Raw genomic sequence first — 18962 nt, 5'->3', positions numbered from 1 at the left:
GTCGCGCCCCGAAGGGAATCGCATGCACACCACCCGAAGCCGGCTGCCGCTGTTGCTGCTGCTCGGCCCGTTCCTCCTGGCCTTCGCCGTCTTCTACGTCGCCCCCATCGTCTGGGCGATCGTCCAGAGCCTCTTCTCGGTCCGTGCGAGCGGACTCGGGCTGGGCGCGCCCGAAACGCTCTTCGTCGGGCTCGACAACTACGCCCGGGCGCTGGCGAATCCCGCGTTCGTCTCGAGCCTCGGACGCATCGCCGTGTTCGCTCTCATTCAGGTGCCGCTGATGGTGGTGCTCTCGGCGGTGCTCGCGCTGCTGCTGGAGTCGACCCGAGCCCGCTGGCCGCAGTTCTTCCGCGTCGCGTTCTTCATGCCGTACGGCGTGCCCGGCGTCATCGCGTCGCTCCTGTGGAGCTTCCTCTACGTGCCGAGCACGAGTCCGATCCTCCAGGGGCTGTCTGCCGTCGGCATCTCGGCCGCGCCGCTCGAATCGGGCACCGTCATGTTCGCCATCGCGAACATCGGCATCTGGACGTTCGCCGGCTACAACATGCTCGTGCTCATCGCAGCGCTCCAGGCGGTGCCCGCCGATCTGTACGAGGCCGCGCGCATCGACGGCGCGAGCGAGTGGCGCATCGTGTGGGAGATCAAGCTGCCGCTCCTGCGCCCCTCGCTCGTGCTCACCACGGTGTTCACGATCATCGGCACGCTGCAGCTTTTCGTCGAACCCCTCGTGCTGCGTCCGCTCACGACCGCCATCAACACCGACTACACGCCGAACCTCGCCGCCTACAACCAGGCGTTCACGCAGAGCAACCCGAACCTCGCCGCCGCGATGGCCGTCATCGTGGCCGTCATCGCCTTCGTGTTCTCGTTCGTCTTCCTGCGGCTGGTCAACCGGAAGGGCAACCGCGCATGGTGATCGCACCCGTCACCGAGTCCACCCGCACGGTCACCACCGGCGCGGCATCCGATCGTCGCGATCGCCGCGGGGCCCGCCGCGGCGGCACGGGGGGACCGGGTGCGGGGTTCTGGGCATCGCTGCCGACCCTCGCCGTGCTCGTCGCCGCTCTCGTCTACTTCGCGCTTCCGGTGGTGTGGGTGCTGTTCGCCGCGACCAAGAGCAACGCCGACCTGTTCGGCTCTTTCGGGCTCTGGTTCAGCGATGCGCCGCAGCCGCTGACGAACCTCCAGAACCTCTTCACGACCGATCGCGGCATCTATACCCAGTGGCTGCTCAACAGCCTGTTCTACTCGGGGCTCGGCGCACTCATCGCGACGATCCTCAGCGGGGCGGCGGGCTACGCCTTCGCGAAGTACGCCTTCGCCGGGCGCGAGGCCGTCTTCGCGATGATCCTCGGCGGCGTCCTCGTTCCCGCGACCGTCATCGCCCTGCCGACCTACTTCATGTTCAACGCGGTAGGCCTGACCGGCACGTACTGGTCGTTCCTGCTCCCGAGCATCGTCAGTCCGTTCGGGGTGTACCTCTGCCGCATCTACGCCACCGCCGGCGTGCCCGACGAGGTCATCGAGGCCGCGCGCCTCGACGGCGCCGGCGACGTGCGCATCTTCGCGACCATGGCCACCCGCATGATGGCGCCCGCGCTCGTGACGGTGTTCCTCTTCCAGTTCGTGGGAATCTGGAACAACTACCTGCTGCCGCTCGTCATGCTCAACGACGCCCGCACGTTCCCGGTCACCCTCGGGCTCATGCTCTGGAACGGCCAGACGCAGCGCGCACCGCTGTACTACGAGCTCGTCGTGACGGGAGCCGCGGTCTCGGCCGTCCTGCTCATTGTGGTCATGGCCGCTCTGCAACGATTCTGGCGAGCCGGTCTCACCGCCGGCGCGACGAAGGGATGAACCGATGACCCGCTACCTCGGCTCCGGACACGACCCGGCCCCCGACACCCGGGCGCTGACGGGCGCCGTTCCCGCCCACCTGCCGCCGCGCCTCACGATCACCCTGTGGGACTTCTCCTGGTACACCCGGGCCGGCGCCGGCGAGCCCTACGCCGACCTCGGCGCAGCCCTCGATGAGGCCGTCGACCGCGGCTACAACGCCATCCGGATCTGCGCCGCGCCGCTGCTGCTGTTCGGCGGTCTCGGACTCGACGACCTTGCGAGCGACCTCGAGATCGAGGGACTCGGGCGCTCGCCGCACGGCGAGGTGTTCGGCAACGGAACGCGCTGGTACGACGTGCCCGGCGGCTACCGGCTCGACCTCCGCACGCGTTTCTTCGACCTGCTGCGCGGTGCCCGCGAACGCGGCATCGTCGTCATCCTCGCGAGCTGGGAGTACCAGCAGTCGCCGGCGTTCGCGGCGGACGAGCGCTGGTTCCGCGCGATCGACGCCGTGCCGCTCGCCGAGCGCTACGACCTGCTCGCGTCCGCGACGATCCGGATGCTCGATGAGATCGAGGCCGCGGGTCTGGACGATACGATCGCCTTCGCCGAGCTCCACAACGAGGTCGACTTCTCGATCGTCCCCGCGTTCGCCGACGGCGGGGATGCCGCCCTCGACCGCGTGCGTGCCGCGCACCCCGGTCACCTCGTCACCGCCAGCTACGGCAAGGCGCCCTTCCTCGACCTCGCGGCACTCTCCGAGCGGTTCCAGGTCGGCCAGCTGCACGTCTACGCCTACGGCGTGCTCGACGCGCTGCAGCGACGCATCGACATCCGTTCCGAAGGCACCGACGGCTTCCCGGGCGCAGCCATGCGAGCGCTGCTCGTCGATGACGCGCCCACGTTCGCCGAGTACGGCCGCGCCGCCGACTGGAAGTTCGAGGCCACCGTCATCACCGATCAGCAGATCTACGGATACGACTGGGTCGACCCCGACCTCTGGGACCGCTGGCTCTACAACCACTACGGGCTCTACCGCGAAGAGATGCTGCGCGAGATCGGGTCGCGGGTGACGGCGCTCGCCGCGTGGTCTCGCCGCCGCGGCATCCCGGCCGTCGTGGGGGAGGGGTGGGTCGGCTACACCCCGCTGCGCGCCGACTTCGAAGACGGGCCGGTCGGAACCGAACTCGCCGAGCATGGCGTCCGCACCGCACTCGAGCACGGGGTGTGGGGCATGGTGCTCAGCTCGAACGCGGCGCCGCATCATCCGCAGTGGTCGGATGTCGCGTGGCAGCGGCGCCTCAACGCCGAGATCCTCGCGGCCCCGACGACGGCCGCCCCCGGTCGCGACTGAGGGCTGTCACCCGCGACGGTCCTCCCGGTAGCGGCTCGGGCTCATCCCGTGCACGCGTCGGAAGTGCCGCGAGAAGTAGAACGGATCGCTGTACCCGACCTCGGTCGCGATCTGACCGACGGTGCGGTCGGTGCGCTCGAGAAGGGTGCGCGCCGCCGTCATGCGGAGGCCCGTGTGGTAGGCCAGGACGCCGCCTCCCGTCGCGCGCCGGAACAGCGACGTCAGATGGGATGCCGAGACGCCGACGAGGGCTGCGAGCTCGCTCACCGGCACCGCGCTGTCGAGCCGCTCGGACAGGAACGTCATCGCTCGCTCGAGCGGGTCGCCGCGCTCGGGCAGCGCCTGGTCTGAGGCGAGCTGCGTCATGAGCTTGAATGCGGCGCCCGTGACGGCGACGAGGCGCACGGGCGACTGGTCGCGCTCGAGCCCGCGCACGATCTCGTCGAGCAGCGACACCGCGCGTTCGACGCTGTGCAGCCGTACGAGCGGACGCGCGGCGGTCGTGCCGATCGCCGCGGTGAGGTCATCGACGTCGGAGCCGACGACATGGCACCACCAGATCGTCCAGGGGTCATCGGCATCCGCCCCGTAGTCGTGCGGCGTGCGCGCGGGGATCACCACGGCGGTGCCGGCCTGCACCCGGTGGCGTGTCCCGGCGATCTCGAGCCACCCGGCGCCCGCCGTGCAGACGATGACGATCGTCGTGCGAATGCCGCGCTCGCGAGTCCGGCCATGATCTGCGGCGTGCGGAAACCAGCCGGCATCGGTGACGACGAGTCGGCGGGTCACGGGGCGCTGCAGTGCTGCGGTGATGGCCGGCGCCGGCACGACGCACAGCCTCTCACCCGCGAAACCGTCCGAGATGGCCATGGTCGCCATCCTGGCATATCGGCGAATCGTCCAGGTGCACGGCCACTTCCGCCATGTCGCCGCCGCGCTCGCTCGGCGACGCTGGAGGCATGCATTCGACCTCGACATCCTCGCTGCGTCTTCCCGAGCCGCCCGCGGACGAGCAGGCGACGCTCGACGACGGCGGCGTGGCCGTCTGGGAGCAGCCGCTCACGATCCCCACCTACGAGCCGGCGCAACCGGAGAAGCTGCCGATGTTCTTCGACCGCCGGGTCTACCAGGGGTCGAGCGGCCGGGTGTACCCGCTGCCGTTCACCGAGCGGATCGCCGCCGCGCCGCGCGATCGCGACTGGCGCGCGGTGCACATCGAGAACCGCTGGATTCGGCTGGTGCTGCTTCCCGAGCTCGGCGGCCGCATCCACATCGGCTACGACAAGACCGCCGATTACGACTTCTTCTACCGGAACAACGTCATCAAGCCCGCCCTCGTCGGGCTCGCCGGTCCCTGGGTGTCGGGGGGTGTCGAGTTCAACTGGCCGCAGCACCACCGTCCCGCGACCTTCCTGCCGATGGAGAGCTGGATCGAGCGCGAACCCGACGGGGCGGTCACCGTCTGGATGTCGGACCACGACCCCTTCGCGCGCATGCGCGGCACCCACGGCATCCGCCTGCGCCCCGACAGCTCGCTGATCGAGCTGCGCGCGCGGCTGCACAACCGCACCGAGGTGCCGCAGACGTTCCTGTGGTGGGCGAACGTCGCGGCGCGCGCGCACGACGACTACCAGTCGTTCTTCCCGACCGACGTCCGCTACGTCGCCGATCATGCGCGTCGTGCCATCACCGCCTTCCCGCGAGCCGACCGTCCCTACTACGGTGTCGACTACCCGGCGCGGGTCGACGCGGCCCATCCCGATGCCGACCGCATCGACTACTACGGCAACATCCCCGTGCCCACGTCGTACATGGTGGTCGAGACGCGCGACGACTTCTTCGGCGGCTATGACCACGCCGTCGGTGCCGGCTTCGTGCACTGGGCCGACCGCCGCATCGCACCGGGCAAGAAGCAGTGGACGTGGGGCAACGCGCCCTTCGGCCACGCGTGGGACGACCAGCTGACCGACGGCGACGGCCCCTACGTCGAGCTGATGGCCGGGGTGTACACCGACAACCAGCCCGACTTCGCCTACCTCGCACCCGGCGAGGTCAAGACGTTCTCGCAGTTCTGGTTCCCGATCACCGGCATCGGCGCGGCGCACCAGGCGACCCAGGATGCCGCGGTCTCGGTGCGTCTCGAAGAGGGGCGCGTGCACATCGGTGTCGCCGTCACCGCGAACGTATCTGGCGCGCGGGTGCGGCTCAGCGTCGGGGCCGACACCGAGGAACGTGTCGTCGACCTCGGGCCGGGCCGGGCGTTCATCGAGTCGATCGAGTGCGCTGAGGGGATCGTGGCCACCGATGTCGAGATCGTCGTCCGCGACGGCGATCGCGAGCTCATCCGCTGGCGGCCGCGCTCCGACGGCGACGGCGCGCCCGAGCCCGCCGTCGCGACCGAGCCGCCGCTGCCCGCAGACATCGCGTCGGCCGACGAGCTGTACCTCACGGGCGTACACCTCGCGCAGTACCGCCATCCGACGCGGCATCCCGAGCCCTATTGGGAAGAGGCGCTCCGCCGCGACCCCGGCGACGCGCGCGCGAACACCGCGCTCGGCGCGTCCGCCTACGGCCGCGGCGAATACGACGACGCCGCGGCATACCTGCGTGCCGCCGTCGACCGGCTGACCTTCCGCAACCCGAACCCCGCCGACGGTGAGGCGCACTACCGCCTCGGCCTCGTCGAGACGCGTCGCGGCCACGACGAGCGTGCCTACGACGCGTTCGCGAAGGCCGCGTGGGATGTGCGGTGGGCCCACCCCGCCAGTGTGCAGATGGCTCTGCTCGACGCGCGAGCCGGGCGCGACCTCGCCGCGCTCGGCCGCCTCGACGATGCGCTCCGTCAGGGGTCGGACGATCCGCTCGCGCGGAACCTGCGGGTGATCGTGCTGCGTCGCCTCGGGCGTGAGGCGGAGGCGGCGGCCGAGCTCACGACGCTCGAGCAGACCGATCGGCTCGACGTGCTCACCGCCTACCTCGGCGGGCGCGGCCTCCCGGACGACGGCCTCATGCTGCTCGATCTCGCGGGCGACCTCGCCCGTGTCGGGCAGCGAGACGAGGCGCTCGCCGTGCTCGCCGCCGCGGCCGCGCGCCCGGCGGCCGGCACGGGAGGAGCGGCACCGATCGCCGAGTACGTCCGGGCGCGTCTGCTCGCCGGAGCGGGCGAGACCGAAGCCGCCGCCGAGGCTCGCCGTCGCGCGCAGCGCGCACCCGCCGACTGGGTGTTCCCCGCGGGCCTCGACGCCTACGACGCTCTCGCCGCAGCCGTGGCCGCGGATCCGACGGATGCGCGTGCCCGATCGCTGCTCGGTATGTGGCTCTACGACCGCGGACGCCGAGCCGACGCGCTGGCCCAGTGGCGCGCCGCGCTCGACGACGCGACCCGCGACGGCGTGCTGCTGCGCAACGCCGCGCTCGCGACGGCAGAGGTCGGGGGCGACCTCGACGCCGCCGCTGAGCTGTACGACCGGGCCGTCGAGGTCAGCGATGACCCGCGGTTGTGGTTCGAACTCGACCAGCTCGCGCAGCGTCGCGGTATCTCGACCGCCGCCCGGTTGGCCAGGCTCGAGCCGCAGCGCGACCGGCTGATCGTGCGCGACGACCTTCTCGTGACCCTGGCAGACCTGCTGACGACGAACGGGCGATCCGCCGAGGCGCTCGACCTGCTGCTCAGTCGTCCGTTGCAGCCGTGGGAGGGCGGCGAGGGAATGGCGATCCGCGCGTTCGCCCGGGCGTCGATCGCACGCGCCGAGGAGATCGAGCCGGATGCCGCGCAGGCTGCGGCCATCCTCGAGCGGGCTCTCGACGCTCCGCGATCACTCGGCGAGGCCTGGCACCTGCTCGACAATCGCGCAGCCCTGTGGCTTCGGCTCGGGCGGCTTCGCGCGGATTCGGGTGAGGGGGTCGCGGCCGACGATGCGTGGCGGGCGGCAATGGCGGAGGCGGCCGCGTCGGAGGTCGACGCCGACACGCTCGACGGGGCGCGGGCAGCCCGTGCCCGGGGTGACGTCGATGCCGCGGCGGCCCTGTGGTCGCGCGTCGCGGCGCGGGTGAGCGAGCTGCGCTCTGCTCCGGCACGCGTCGACTACTTCGCGACATCGCTCCCCGAGACGCTGCTGTTCGCGCTCGACCCGGTCGAGGCAGCGCGCCACCGGGCCGACGACCTGTCCGCGGCGCTCGCGCGCTACGACGAAGAGATCGAGGCGTCGCTGGCACAGTCGCCGGCGACCGCATCGGCCGAACAGCGGGTGCACGCGTGAGCGGCATCCCCGATCGCATGATGGCGAGCGTTCTGGTCGCGCCGGGACGTCTCGAGGTCCGCGATGTCGCGGTGCCGGCCATGGAACCGGGTGACGTGCTCGTCGAGCTCACCGCCGTCGGGCTCTGCGGGTCGGACGTGCACTTCTTCGAGCACGGCCGCGTCGGCGACCTCGTCGTCGAGAGCCCCCTCATCCTCGGACACGAGGCCGCCGGAGTGATCGCCGCCGTCGCCTCTCCCGCCGACGCGCACCGGATCGGAGAGCGGGTCGCGATCGACCCGCAGCGTCCCTGCCGCTGGTGCCCGGCGTGCCGGGCGGGGCGTACGAACCTGTGCGAGCGGATGCGGTTCCCCTCGGCACCGCCCGAGAACGGCGCGTTCGCGCGCTACCTCGCGGTTCCCGGCGACGCGGCGCACCCGCTGCCCGAGACGATGAGCGACGACGAGGGCGCGCTGCTCGAGCCGCTGTCGGTCGGCATCGCCGCCGTGCGCAAGGCCGGGGTGGTGCCGGGCTCGAGAGTGCTGGTGGCCGGTGCCGGTCCCATCGGCGTCCTGACCGGCGCCGCGGCGCGTGCGTTCGGCGCGGCCGAGGTCGTGGTGGTCGACCCGGTCGACGCTCGTCGACGGGTCGCGCTCACGCACGGGGCGACGCGCGTGATGGAGCCCGCCGAGGTGGCGTCGCTCGATCGGCGGATGGACGCGTTCATCGACGCGTCCGGCGCCCGGGCGGCGATCGCCGCCGGGCTGCGCTCGCTCCGCGGCGCCGGCCGCGCCGTCCTGGTCGGGATGGGGTCGTCGACCGTCGACCTCGACCTCTTCCTGCTGCAGAGTCGCGAGCTCGTCGTTGAGGGGCTCTTCCGCTATGTCGACACGTGGCCGCTCGCCATCCAGTTTGTCGCGTCGGGGGCCGTGAAAGTGGACGACCTCGTGACTGCGCGCGGCGGACTCGATGACCTCACCGACTTCTTCGGGCGCAACTCCGACCCCGACACGATGAAGTTCCTCATCGACCCGCGGGTGCGGTGACCGGCGCCGTCCCGGCGTGGGGCAGCGTCGCGATAGCGTCGACGGTGATGAGCAATCCCTTCGCCGAAGTACCGGTCCTCCCCGTTGTCATCCCCTTCGGCATCGTCGTCTTCGCCGTGCTGCTGGCCGTGCTGTGGGCCCGGCGCAGCTTCTCGCCGGCTCGCGCGGCCGTGGCCGCGGCGGTCGCCGTCTACGCCGCGGGCATCGTGGGAAACACGATCTTCCCGATCTTCCTCGACAAGCCCGATTCGGGAACCCCGTGGACGCCGGGTCTGGCGCTCATCCCGTTCGCCGACTACGAGCTCGACGACGCGCTGATGAACATGCTTGTCTTCGTGCCGCTCGGCATCCTGATCCCGCTCATGCTCGCCCGGCCGACGTGGCTCAAGGTCGTCGGCGCGGCGGCGATCACGAGCCTGACCGTGGAGGCATTGCAGCTCGCGGCTCAGGCGTACTTCGCGGGCGGACACATCGCCGATGTCAACGACTTCCTCTCGAACGTCGCCGGCGGTGCCCTCGGCTACGGCCTGCTGCTCCTGCTCGCGCGCGTTCCTGCGCTCGCGCGGCTCATCGATCTGTTCCGCTGGAGCCCGCGGACCGGTGCGGAGGCGCGAACGCGCGGGACGACCGCCACCCGCACCTGAAGGTCAGCGTCCCTGACGCTTCTTGTACGGCTTGGGCTGTCCCTTGACGATGGGGGCCCGGCCCGAGCCCTTCGAGGCCTTGGCCTTTCCGCCGCCCGACGCCTTCTGCTTCGGCGCGACGGCCCGCGCGGGAGCCGCGGCGACCTCGGCTCGGGCGTCGGCGAGCAGCAGGGTGCCCGCCGGGGTCAGGCGCGGCTTGCCGCCGTCCTTCGTGAACAGCGGATGTCCGACTTCTTCTTCCAGGCGGTCGATCGACGAGTACAGCACGGGGAGCGATACTCCGAGCTTCTCGGCGGCACGCGGAAAGTGCAGTGTGTCGGCCGCGGCGACGAAGTGGACGAGATCGCGGATCTTCATGGGTCACCTTCCATCGCGACGGACGAGCGCCGAGCGCAGCGAACGCAACAGCAGCAGAAGGCCGCCGAGCCCGACCACACTACCCAGGAACGGGAAGACCGACACCGAGTCGGTGAGCAGCGGACCGTGCTGGACGACGCCCATCATGACGCCGACGATGACCAGGGTGGCCCCGACGAGCGTCGTGGTGAGGCGTCCGGTGAGCGACTCGACCCACGAGCGGTCGTCGGGCGACTCCAGCGCGCGGAGACGGAGGGTGAGACGGCCCGCCTCGAGATCGCCGAGGATGCCGTCCACGCGGCGGGGCAGCTCACGCGCCCGCTCGATCCCGAGCTGCAGCTGCACCTGAGCGGTCATCGCCACCGAGCGCGGGTCGTTCATGTGCAGGGCGTACTGCGGGGCCCGCGACAGTGCGCGCTTGATCATGTCGTAGTCGGGATCGAGTCGCCGCAGCGTCCCCTCGATCGCGCCGAGCGTCCGGAATCCCAGCAGCAGACCGGGCGGGAGTGCGAGTCGGTGGCGCCGGAGCACCTCGATCAGTGCGGTGAAGAGGTGCTGGTCGGAGGTGGAGTTGTGCAGTCGTGTGAGGATGACGCCGATGTCGTGCTGGAGTGCTCCGACGTCGAGCTCGGCGTCGCCGCGCGGCTTCACGAGCATCAGCACGGCATCCGTCGCCCCCGAGTCGTCTTCGTTGTGGAGCGCGACGAGCATCGGCAGCAACAGGCGCCGCATGCTGCGCTCGATGATTCCGACCGACCCGAAGTCGATGAGGGCGACGATGCCGTCGGGCTGCAGGATGAGGTTGCCGGGATGCAGATCGGCGTGGAAGACGCCGCGCAGCGCGATCTGCCCGACGATGACGTCGAGTACGGCGTCGGCGATGCGCGTCGCCTCGTCGGGAGCGACGGCGTTCGGTGCGTCGCTGCCGGGCTCGGGCAGCCGGCTGAACGGGATGCCCTGCACGTGCTCCATGACGATGAGCTGTTCCGTGCAGAGGTCGGGATAGACGTCCGGGATCCGCACCGCGCGAGCGTCGGCGGCCGTCATCGAGTCGCGCAGCATCTCCATGTTCGCGACCTCGACCCGGTAGTCGAGCTCTTCGCGCAGTGCGGCGGAGAACTGCGCGGCGAGGGCCGAGGCGCCGACATCCTTCGCCCATGTCGTGCGCCGCTCGAGGTCCGCGGCCGCCCGTTCGATGATGTCGAGGTCGGTGGCCACCTGCGCGCGCGCCTTGGGGCGCTGGATCTTCACGACGACGGCGCGACCGTCTTTCAGCCGTGCGCTGTGAACCTGACCGACGGATGCCGCTGCGAGCGGCGTCTCGTCGATGCTGACGAAGACGAGCTCGATCGGCCGGCCCAGCTGCTTCTCGATCGCGGCCTTCGCCTCATGCCAGGGGATGGGCGTCGTGTCCATCTGCAGCGAGGCGAGCGCACTCGTGATCTCGGAGGGGAGGAGGTCGTTGCGGGTGGAGAGGATCTGGCCGAGCTTGACGAAGGTGACGCCCGCGTCGTCGAGGGTGGCCGCGAGCGCTCGGGGCAGTTCGGCGCGCGCGGATTCGCTGCGCATCCCGCCGAGGCCGTGCCGCGAGGCGATCGCGACGATACGTGCGTACCGCACCGCCCGGCGGCGCCGGTGCAACGCTTCGCGAACGTAGGTGACGGGCCCCATCGGCGGCCGCGCCGGCCACATGAGCTCGAGCGTGATGAGGGCGATGAGGACGATCGCGAACAGCCACGCGAGCACGAGCAGCACGAAGCCGAACGCGACGGGCTGGTCGGTGAGCAGACCGCCCTGCTCCTGAAGCACGCCCGCTCCGCGCAGCACCCAGACGCCGAGCGGTCCGAAAACGACGAAGACGATGAGTGAGACGAGCGGCCCGCGCACCCAGCCGACCCGCGCCTCGAGCGCGCGCTTCGCGAGCCAGGTGGCCGCGATCGAGAAGACCACCGCGGCGATGGTGAAGAGCAACCACTCCGGCATCGATACCCCCTCGAGTCCCTCGACCTGCTTCGAGGCTAGGGCACCGGGCCGAAGCGCGCCGGGCCGATCGCGCGTTCTCAGCAGAGGCGGACTACCCTGAAGCGTGTCCACTTCTGCTGAACAGCCTGTACCCGAGTCCGCCGACGAGCCGCCCGTCATCACTTTCCGCGACCTCGGGCTGGGGGAGCAGGTGCTCAAGGCACTCTCCGACGTGGGCTACGAGACCCCGTCGGCGATCCAGGCGGCGACGATCCCGACGCTCCTCGAGGGACGCGACGTCGTCGGGCTCGCGCAGACCGGTACCGGCAAGACCGCCGCCTTCGCGCTGCCGATCCTCGACCGGCTCGACCTGACGCAGAAGACCCCTCAGGCTCTCGTGCTGGCTCCGACGCGCGAGCTCGCGCTGCAGGTCTGCGAAGCGTTCGAGAAGTACGCGTCCCGCACCCGCGGCGTCCACGTGCTGCCGGTCTACGGCGGCCAGGGATACGGTGTGCAGCTCTCGGCACTGCGCCGCGGTGTCCACGTGATCGTCGGTACGCCCGGCCGCATCATGGACCACCTCGACAAGGGCACGCTCGACCTGTCCGAGCTGAAGTATCTCGTGCTCGACGAAGCCGACGAGATGCTGAAGATGGGCTTCGCCGAGGACGTCGAGACGATCCTCGCCGACACCCCCGACACGAAGCAGGTCGCGCTGTTCTCGGCGACGATGCCCGCGGCCATCCGCCGGATGTCGAAGCAGTACCTCAACGACCCCGAAGAGATCACCGTCGCGTCGAAGACGACGACCTCCTCGACGATCACCCAGCGCTACCTGATCGTGTCGTACCAGCAGAAGATCGACGCCCTCACCCGCATCCTCGAGGTCGAGAACTTCGAGGCGATGATCGTCTTCGCCCGCACGAAGAGCGCGACCGAGGAGGTCGCCGAGAAGCTGCGCGCCCGCGGTTACTCCGCCGCCGCCATCAACGGTGACGTCGCCCAGGTGCAGCGCGAGCGCACCGTCAACCAGCTGAAGTCGGGCAAGCTCGACATCCTGGTCGCCACGGATGTCGCTGCCCGCGGCCTCGACGTCGAACGCATCTCGCACGTGGTGAACTTCGACATCTCGACCGACACCGAGTCGTACGTCCACCGCATCGGCCGCACCGGGCGTGCCGGCCGCACCGGCGACGCGATCAGCTTCGTCACCCCGCGCGAGCGCGGGCTCGTGAACGCGATCGAGCGTGCGACGCGCCAGCCGCTGACGCAGATGCAGCTGCCGAGCGTCGACGAGGTCAACGTCACGCGCCTGTCGCGCTTCGACGACCGCATCACGGCGGCCCTGGAAGACACCGACCGCATCGAGCGATTCCGAGACATCGTCGCCCACTACGTCCGTCACCACGACGTGCCCGAAGTGGATGTCGCCGCCGCGCTCGCCGTCGTCGCTCAGGGCGAGACCCCGCTGCTGCTCGAACCCGACCCCGAGCCTCGCGCCCGCGCTCCGCGCGAGGACCGCGCCCCCCGATCGTTCGATCGCGACGACCGCGATGGGCGTCCCGAGCGTCGCCCGCGCGCAAGCAACCCGAACATGACGACCTATCGCATCGCGGTCGGCAAGCGTCACCGCGTCGAGCCCCGTCAGATCGTCGGCGCGCTCGCGAACGAGGGCGGTCTGAGCCGCGGCGACTTCGGCGCCATCCAGATCCGTCCCGATTTCTCGCTCGTCGAGCTGCCGAACGACATGCCCCAGTCGACGCTCGACCGCCTGGCCGACACCCGCATCTCGGGCAAGGCGATCGAGATCCGCGTCGACACGGGCGGACCGAGCCGCAGCTCGCGGAGTCGATACGACCGCGACGATCGCCCGCGCGAGCGCGACGACCGCCCGGCGCGCAAGCCGCGCCACCGCTCGGAGCCCAGCGACTGACAGTCCGGCGTCCCTCGAGAGCGGACTGCGTCTCGCACGCATCCGCTTTCGGGGCAAGCCCGGTTCGCGGCATCCGCCCGGCGTGCACAGTGGAGGTGTCCCGCGAGCGCGGGACGCCACGCGAGCCGATCGGAGAAGTGACATGAGCGTCGACCACCACGGACGAGACGACGAGCACCAGCACGACGCGGACGACGCGGCATCGGCCGGTTCCGAGTCGCCCGAAGAAGGCGCTGAGGCCGAAGAGGCTGCCGAGGACGCCCGCACCGACCGCTGACGGCTGCGGTCGTCATCGGCGTCGGCGGTGCTCTGTTCCCGGAAGGTGCTCTGTTCCCGGAGCACTGAGGGGCAGGAGCACCGCCGACGTCGTCGTTCCCGCGCCGGCTCCGGAGGACGCGACGCGGAATAGCGTGTGCGCGCGGGGAACGCAACCGGCTTCGGCATCCGCACCGCCGGGACGATCCTGCGTCGATGAGCGCGACCACTCCGCATCCCCATCTCACCGGCCGGACGATCGTGGTCGTCGGCGCGTCCAGCGGCATCGGTCGCGCCGTCGCCGTACGCGCGGGCGAGGCCGGCGCGCGGGTCGTCGTGTTCTCGCGGCGCGGCGAAGCGCTGGACGAGCTCGCTCGACGTATCCGTGACCGGGGCGGTCAGGCTCACGTCGTGCCGGGCGACGCCGGCCGCACCGAGGACCTCGAGCGCCTCGCCACCGAGGCGGAGCGGATGTTCGGACCGATCGATGTCTGGGTCGGCAACGCGGGCGTCGCCACGATCGGACCATTCTGGAAGGCGCCCCTCGACGAGCACCTCCGCGTGGTCGACACCAATCTCGCCGGTGCCGTGCGCGGGGCGCACGTCGCTCTCCGCCGTTTCGTGCCGCGGGGGAGTGGCGTCATCGTGAACACCGCGTCGGTCGAGAGCGTCGTCCCGCTGGCGTATCAGGCGTCGTACGCGGCCACGAAGGCCGGCGTGCTGTCGCTCACCCGTGCCCTGCGACAGGAGCTGCGGCTCGCCGGTGCGACGGGCGTGGCGGTGACGGCGGTGCTGCCCTGGGCCGTTCGGACACCGTTCTGGCGCCACGCGGGCAACCACGCGGGTCGCGCGCTGCGGCTGCCGCTGATGGACGAACCCGAGCTCGTGGCCGACGCGATCCTGCGGTCGGCGGTCTCCCGTCGCGAGTGCGTCGCCGTCGGGTGGAAGGCGCGCGCGGCGCTGCTCGGCCACCGCATCGCCCCGGGGCTGACGACCCGGCTCGCCGCCGATCTCGTCCAGGCCTGCCTCCGGCGGGGCGCCGCGGCGGAGCCGAGCTCGGGAGCGGTTCTCGACAGTCTCGACGACCCCGCGACGGCTGCCGAGATCCCGCGCCCGCTCGATCGGCCTAGCGACGTCTGAACGCCCGTCCGACGATACGGATGACGACCCACCCGGCGAGGACCCAGGGCCCGGCGACGAGGAGGGGATCGAGCCAGGTGTGCCGCTGGTCGACCCGTCCTCGGCCGAACCGCGACCGGATCGGATGCCGACGGGCTTCACTCAGAACCCCGGTCTCGGTGATGGGGTTGTCGGGCCGAGCCGTCGCCAACGAGCGCACATGTGCGCCGACGGCCTCGACGCGATCACCGGCGACGAGCAGCAGCCAGTGCGCGGCACGGCCCTCGCTGAAACGCGCATAGGCCAGCCGGCGGATTCGCCCAGAGAGGCCGTGCAGCGGTTGCGCCGTGCCGTAGACGGGCGTGAGGAACGCGTGCTCGATCGAGCGCTCGCGGCCCGGGTCGTCGGCCTGTCGCGGCGGCATCCCGCGATCGGCGGCAGTCTCGTCGATCCTCTCGACGCTGCCGGACGGACGGTCTGCCGGGTCGAGGTCGGCGCCCCACCCGGGGATGCGGGCGCGCAACGCCGCGCGATCGGGCGCCGGCCGGGGCACGTTCGGGCTGTACGGGGTGGGGACGTCGGAGGAGTTCGCGCTCACGGGTCAGCCTTCCGAGGGGACGACGACGGTCTTCACGCAGTCGTCGAGCTTGGATGAGAACATGTGGTATCCCTCGGCGATGTGCTCGAGAGGGATGCGGTGGGTGATCAGGTCGCTCGGCGAGATGTATCCCGCGCGGATGTGCTCGAACAGGCGCGGCCACTGCCGTTTCACCGGTGCTTGATTCATCCGTAGCGTGAGGCCCTTGTTGAGGGCGTCGCCGAACTTCACCGCGCTGAACAGCGGACCGTACGCGCCGATCACCGAGACCGATCCGCCCTTGCGTGCTCCGTCGATGGCCCAGTTCAGGGCGACGGGCGAGCCGCCCTGCAGCTTGAGCTTCGCCGAGGTGACGTGCTGGGTGACGTTGCCGTCCGCCTCGGCACCCACGGCATCGATGACGACGTCGGCACCGAGGTAGTCGGTCATCCGCTTCATCTCGACGACGACGTCGCGGTGCTCGGAGATGTTCACCGTCTCGGCGTGCGCGAACTCACGAGCCTTAATCAGCCGATAGTCGAGGTGGTCGAACGAGATGACCCGCCCCGCACCCATCAGCCAGGCCGACTGCGCCGCAGCGAGGCCGACCGGCCCGGCGCCGAGCACCATGACGGTGTCGCCCTCGACGATGCTTCCCAGCTGGGCGCCGAAGTAGCCCGTCGAATAGGCGTCGGTGAGCAGGAGCGCGTCCTCATCCGACATCCAATCGGGAATGACGGTGGGGCCGACGTCGGCGAAGGGAACGCGCACGCGCTCGGCCTGACCGCCGTCGTAGCCGCCCGCCGTGTGCGAGTAGCCGTAGATGCCGCCGACCGCCGTCGCATTGGCGTTGACGTTGTGGCAGTTCGAGAACAGCCCGCGCGCGCAGAAGTAGCACGAGCCGCAGAAGATGTTGAACGGCACCATCACGCGGTCGCCCACAGCGAGGTTCGTCACGGCGCCGCCGAGCTGCTCGACCACGCCGATGAACTCGTGACCGAACGTGTGACCGATCCGGGTGTCGGGCATCATGCCGTGGTAGAGGTGCAGGTCCGATCCGCAGATCGCGGCGAGCGTCACCCGCACGATCGCGTCGTGCGGGTGCTCGATCCTCGGATCGGGCTTCTCTTCCACGCGGACCTTGTACGGTCCGCGGTAGGTCATGGCTTTCATCGATCGCCTCTCTGCCGGGGTTCGTGCCCGTCACACTGCGCGCGACCGCGCCTGCCGCCCACGGGCTGGACGAGCTGACGTCGACGCGCTACCGCCCGCGCGCGTCACGCCGCAACGGAGGCGCCGCTTGCACACCGAGATCGCACGGGTCAACCCGCTCGAAGCACCCCGCGCAGGCCACGTACGGTCGCCGCTGTCACCCCGAGGAGCCCCATGAGCATCACCATCGAGACCATCCCCATCGACCTCGGCGGCGCCGATCCCCTGCCGTTCGGTGCCCGGGGGCCCGTGAGCGCGATGCTCCAGCGGGCGCTCATCGCCCCGGCGACGAGTGGTCTCCCGATCGACGCTCCCGAGCTCGTGGGGCGCGCCCTCGCCGAGACGCCCGACATCCTGTGCGACGACGACCTGCAGCTCTCCCTGTTCCTCATGTATGCCGTCCATTACGGCTCGCTGCCGGGGCTGGACGCCTCGTGGGAATGGGAGCCGTCGCTCATCGCCGCAAGAGGGCGCATCGAGCGCGCTTTCGAGGGGGCCCTGCGCGCCGCGGCCGAGATCGCCGATCCGCCCGAGGCGGAACGGGACGCCGTCGCACGCTGGCTGTTCGACCTGACTGCCCCGACCGCGGGACCGGGCATGGCGCGCTTCGTCGCGAAGAAGGCCTCTCTCGAGCAGTTGCGTGAGTTCCTCATCCTCCGCACCGTCTACACGCTGCGCGAAGCAGACCCGCACTCGTGGGCGATCCCGAGACTGCGGGGCCGGTCGAAGGCCGCCCTCGTCGAGATCCAGTCGGACGAGTACGGCGGCGGTGACCCGGCCCGCGTGCACGCGACGATCTTCGCCCAGACCGTCCGCGGCGCCGGCCTCGACGACACCTATGGCGCATACATCGACGCCGTGCCCGCCGTCGTCCTGGCCAGCCATAACGCGATGTCGCTGTTCGGGCTGCACCGGCGCCTCCGCGGGGCGATCGTGGGGCACCTCGCGGCGTTCGAGATGACCTCGTCGATCCCCAACCGCTCGTACGGCGACGGCTTCCGGCGGCTCGGGTTCGGCTCCGACGTCACGTGGTACTTCGACGAGCACGTCGAGGCCGACGCCGTGCACGAGCAGATCGCGGGTCGCGACCTCGCGGGTTCCCTCGCCGAGGACGAGCCGGAACTGCTGCCCGACATCCTCTTCGGCGCTCGGGCCTGCCTCGTCCTCGACGACATGGTCGGCGACCACGTGCTCGCTGCCTGGGAGGAGGAGCGGAGCGCGCTTCGCGGCGGCGTCCTTCCCGACCTCACGGCGTGATGCGCGACGACGTCGAGTACGTTCTGCCGCTGCGCTGGGATGACCAAGCCCATCGGTCCGACGCGGCCGAGCTGGGGGAGTACCTCGCCTGGCTCACCTGCCGCGTCGACGTCACCGTCGTCGACGGCTCGCCCGCGCACCTGTTCGCCGCGCACCGTCGTGACTGGGCGCCCGCGCGGGTGGTGCCGCCGTCGGTGCCGGGCCGCAACGGAAAAGCGCGCGGAGCGATGACGGGGCTCGTCCTTGCCCGGCATCCGCTCACGGTCATCGCCGACGACGACGTCCGGTACGACGACGGCTCCCTGCAGCAGGTCGTCGCAGCGCTGTCGGATGCCGACATCGTGCGGCCGCAGAACGTCTGGCTGCGGCCCCGGCCGTGGCACGCCCGCTGGGACACCGGCCGCACCCTCGTCAACCGCGCCTTCGGAGGCGACTTCTCGGGCACCGTCGCGGTACGGACCGGCCTCGCTCGCCCCGGCTACGACACCGACGTCCTGTTCGAGAACCTCGAGCTCGAGCGCACGATCATCGCCCGTGGCGGCCGCCGTCGCATCGCGCGCGACATCTTCGTCGCCCGCCGGCCCGCGACGGCAGGCCGTTTCCGGGAACAGCGCGTGCGCCAGGCGTACGACAGCCTCGCGCAGCCGGCTCGCCTCGCGCTGGAGCTGGCGGTGGTTCCCCTCATCCTCGCGCTGCGCCGCCGGCCGGTTGCCCTGGCGCTCGTCGGGACAGCGGTCATCGTCGCCGCCGAGGTCGGGCGCCGCCGTGACGGCGGACGTGGGGTTTTCGGGCGGACGGATGCCCTGTGGGCGGTGCCGTGGGTCATCGAGCGGGGTCTGGCGAGCTGGGTAGCGCTGTCGCTGCGGCTGCGCGGCGGGGTGCGCTACCGCGGCACGCGGCTGCGGCGAGCGGCGAACAGCATGAGGACACTGAGGAAGAAGGAGAGACGATGAGCGAGCACCAGGGTGCATCCGTGACCATCACCGCCTGCCCCGACGGGCCGCTGCTCGTGCGGGGCGACGTCGAGCTGCTCGACGACGCGGGCAACACGATTCCGCGCACCCGCCGCACGGTGGCGCTCTGCCGCTGCGGGGTGAGCGCGATCAAGCCGTTCTGCGACGGCACCCACAAGCTCGCCGGCTTCACCGCCGACTGAGCCCGCTCCCGGC

The 18962-nt window shown here is 71.0% G+C and carries 17 protein-coding genes; 12 read left to right on the top strand and 5 right to left on the bottom strand.

Annotated features, from left to right (window positions below):
• The first annotated feature begins 22 nt into the window (after positions 1-22).
• From MTS1_RS12955 to MTS1_RS12945, 3 genes are read left to right on the top strand one after another with little or no spacing between them, the layout of a single operon-like run.
• Positions 23-916, top strand: a complete 894-nt coding sequence (locus MTS1_RS12955; protein WP_023954696.1) for a carbohydrate ABC transporter permease — start codon at positions 23-25, stop codon at positions 914-916.
• Entirely contained in the window at positions 910-1857 is a 948-nt protein-coding gene (locus tag MTS1_RS12950) for a carbohydrate ABC transporter permease (RefSeq protein WP_023954694.1), read from the top strand. The genes MTS1_RS12955 and MTS1_RS12950 overlap by 7 nt, the downstream gene beginning before the upstream one ends.
• A 4-nt stretch (positions 1858-1861) precedes the next feature.
• Positions 1862-3193: a cellulase-like family protein gene (locus MTS1_RS12945; protein WP_023954692.1), complete on the top strand. Its 1332-nt coding sequence runs from the start codon at positions 1862-1864 to the stop codon at positions 3191-3193.
• A 6-nt stretch (positions 3194-3199) separates the two neighbouring features.
• Here MTS1_RS12945 and MTS1_RS12940 read toward each other — a convergent pair whose 3' ends face one another.
• Positions 3200-4063, bottom strand: a complete 864-nt coding sequence (locus MTS1_RS12940; protein ID WP_023954690.1) for an AraC family transcriptional regulator — start codon at positions 4061-4063, stop codon at positions 3200-3202.
• A gap of 89 nt (positions 4064-4152) precedes the next feature.
• Between MTS1_RS12940 and MTS1_RS12935 the strand changes: the two genes are divergently transcribed.
• Genes MTS1_RS12935 through MTS1_RS16175 form a run of 3 tightly spaced genes read left to right on the top strand, consistent with a single transcriptional unit; the run spans position 4153 to position 9121 of the window.
• Entirely contained in the window at positions 4153-7452 is a 3300-nt protein-coding gene (locus MTS1_RS12935; protein ID WP_023954688.1) for a DUF5107 domain-containing protein, read from the top strand.
• Positions 7449-8477, top strand: coding sequence for an alcohol dehydrogenase catalytic domain-containing protein (locus MTS1_RS12930; RefSeq protein ID WP_023954686.1), 1029 nt, complete (start codon positions 7449-7451; stop codon positions 8475-8477). Before MTS1_RS12935 ends, MTS1_RS12930 begins: the two co-directional genes overlap by 4 nt.
• A gap of 47 nt (positions 8478-8524) precedes the next feature.
• On the top strand, positions 8525-9121 hold the full coding sequence (locus MTS1_RS16175) for a VanZ family protein (RefSeq protein ID WP_052007935.1): 597 nt from the start codon (positions 8525-8527) through the stop codon (positions 9119-9121).
• Between the two features lie 3 nt (positions 9122-9124).
• Here MTS1_RS16175 and MTS1_RS12920 read toward each other — a convergent pair whose 3' ends face one another.
• Positions 9125-9478 carry a LysR family transcriptional regulator gene (locus MTS1_RS12920; protein ID WP_023954682.1) on the bottom strand — a complete coding sequence of 118 codons (354 nt, stop codon included), beginning with the start codon at positions 9476-9478 and terminating at the stop codon, positions 9125-9127.
• A 3-nt stretch (positions 9479-9481) separates the two neighbouring features.
• On the bottom strand, positions 9482-11461 hold the full coding sequence (locus MTS1_RS12915; RefSeq protein ID WP_023954680.1) for an AarF/ABC1/UbiB kinase family protein: 1980 nt from the start codon (positions 11459-11461) through the stop codon (positions 9482-9484).
• A gap of 103 nt (positions 11462-11564) precedes the next feature.
• Between MTS1_RS12915 and MTS1_RS12910 the strand changes: the two genes are divergently transcribed.
• The 3 genes from MTS1_RS12910 (at position 11565) to MTS1_RS12905 (ending at position 14768) form a co-directional block, all read left to right on the top strand.
• Positions 11565-13373 (top strand): DEAD/DEAH box helicase, encoded by a 1809-nt coding sequence (locus MTS1_RS12910; protein WP_023954678.1) that lies wholly within the window; start codon positions 11565-11567, stop codon positions 13371-13373.
• 142 nt (positions 13374-13515) lie between these two features.
• Positions 13516-13650, top strand: coding sequence for a hypothetical protein (locus MTS1_RS16890; protein WP_023954676.1), 135 nt, complete (start codon positions 13516-13518; stop codon positions 13648-13650).
• 194 nt (positions 13651-13844) lie between these two features.
• Entirely contained in the window at positions 13845-14768 is a 924-nt protein-coding gene (locus MTS1_RS12905) for an SDR family oxidoreductase (RefSeq protein WP_023954674.1), read from the top strand.
• On the opposite strand, the gene MTS1_RS12900 is transcribed toward MTS1_RS12905, so the two are convergent.
• Positions 14755-15345 (bottom strand): ADP-glucose pyrophosphorylase, encoded by a 591-nt coding sequence (locus MTS1_RS12900; protein WP_023954672.1) that lies wholly within the window; start codon positions 15343-15345, stop codon positions 14755-14757. The genes MTS1_RS12905 and MTS1_RS12900 overlap by 14 nt on opposite strands.
• Positions 15346-15348: 3 nt before the next feature.
• The gene (locus MTS1_RS12895; protein WP_023954670.1) at positions 15349-16497 is read right to left on the bottom strand and encodes a zinc-dependent alcohol dehydrogenase; all 1149 of its coding nucleotides are present in this window, start codon (positions 16495-16497) and stop codon (positions 15349-15351) included.
• A gap of 213 nt (positions 16498-16710) precedes the next feature.
• Here MTS1_RS12895 and MTS1_RS12890 point away from each other — a divergent pair, with 213 nt between their 5' ends.
• Genes MTS1_RS12890 through MTS1_RS12880 form a run of 3 tightly spaced genes read left to right on the top strand, consistent with a single transcriptional unit; the run spans position 16711 to position 18949 of the window.
• Positions 16711-17793: an iron-containing redox enzyme family protein gene (locus MTS1_RS12890; RefSeq protein ID WP_023954668.1), complete on the top strand. Its 1083-nt coding sequence runs from the start codon at positions 16711-16713 to the stop codon at positions 17791-17793.
• The gene (locus MTS1_RS12885; RefSeq protein ID WP_023954666.1) at positions 17793-18746 is read left to right on the top strand and encodes a glycosyltransferase; all 954 of its coding nucleotides are present in this window, start codon (positions 17793-17795) and stop codon (positions 18744-18746) included. The genes MTS1_RS12890 and MTS1_RS12885 overlap by 1 nt, the downstream gene beginning before the upstream one ends.
• Positions 18743-18949, top strand: coding sequence for a CDGSH iron-sulfur domain-containing protein (locus MTS1_RS12880; RefSeq protein ID WP_023954664.1), 207 nt, complete (start codon positions 18743-18745; stop codon positions 18947-18949). Before MTS1_RS12885 ends, MTS1_RS12880 begins: the two co-directional genes overlap by 4 nt.
• The last annotated feature ends 13 nt before the right edge of the window (positions 18950-18962 follow it).

Origin of the sequence: Microbacterium sp. TS-1 (assembly GCF_000509385.1) — a bacterium.
In the GTDB taxonomy this organism is placed as follows: Bacteria; Actinomycetota; Actinomycetes; order Actinomycetales; family Microbacteriaceae; genus Microbacterium; species Microbacterium arborescens.
This window is presented reverse-complemented; position numbering and strand designations above follow the sequence as displayed.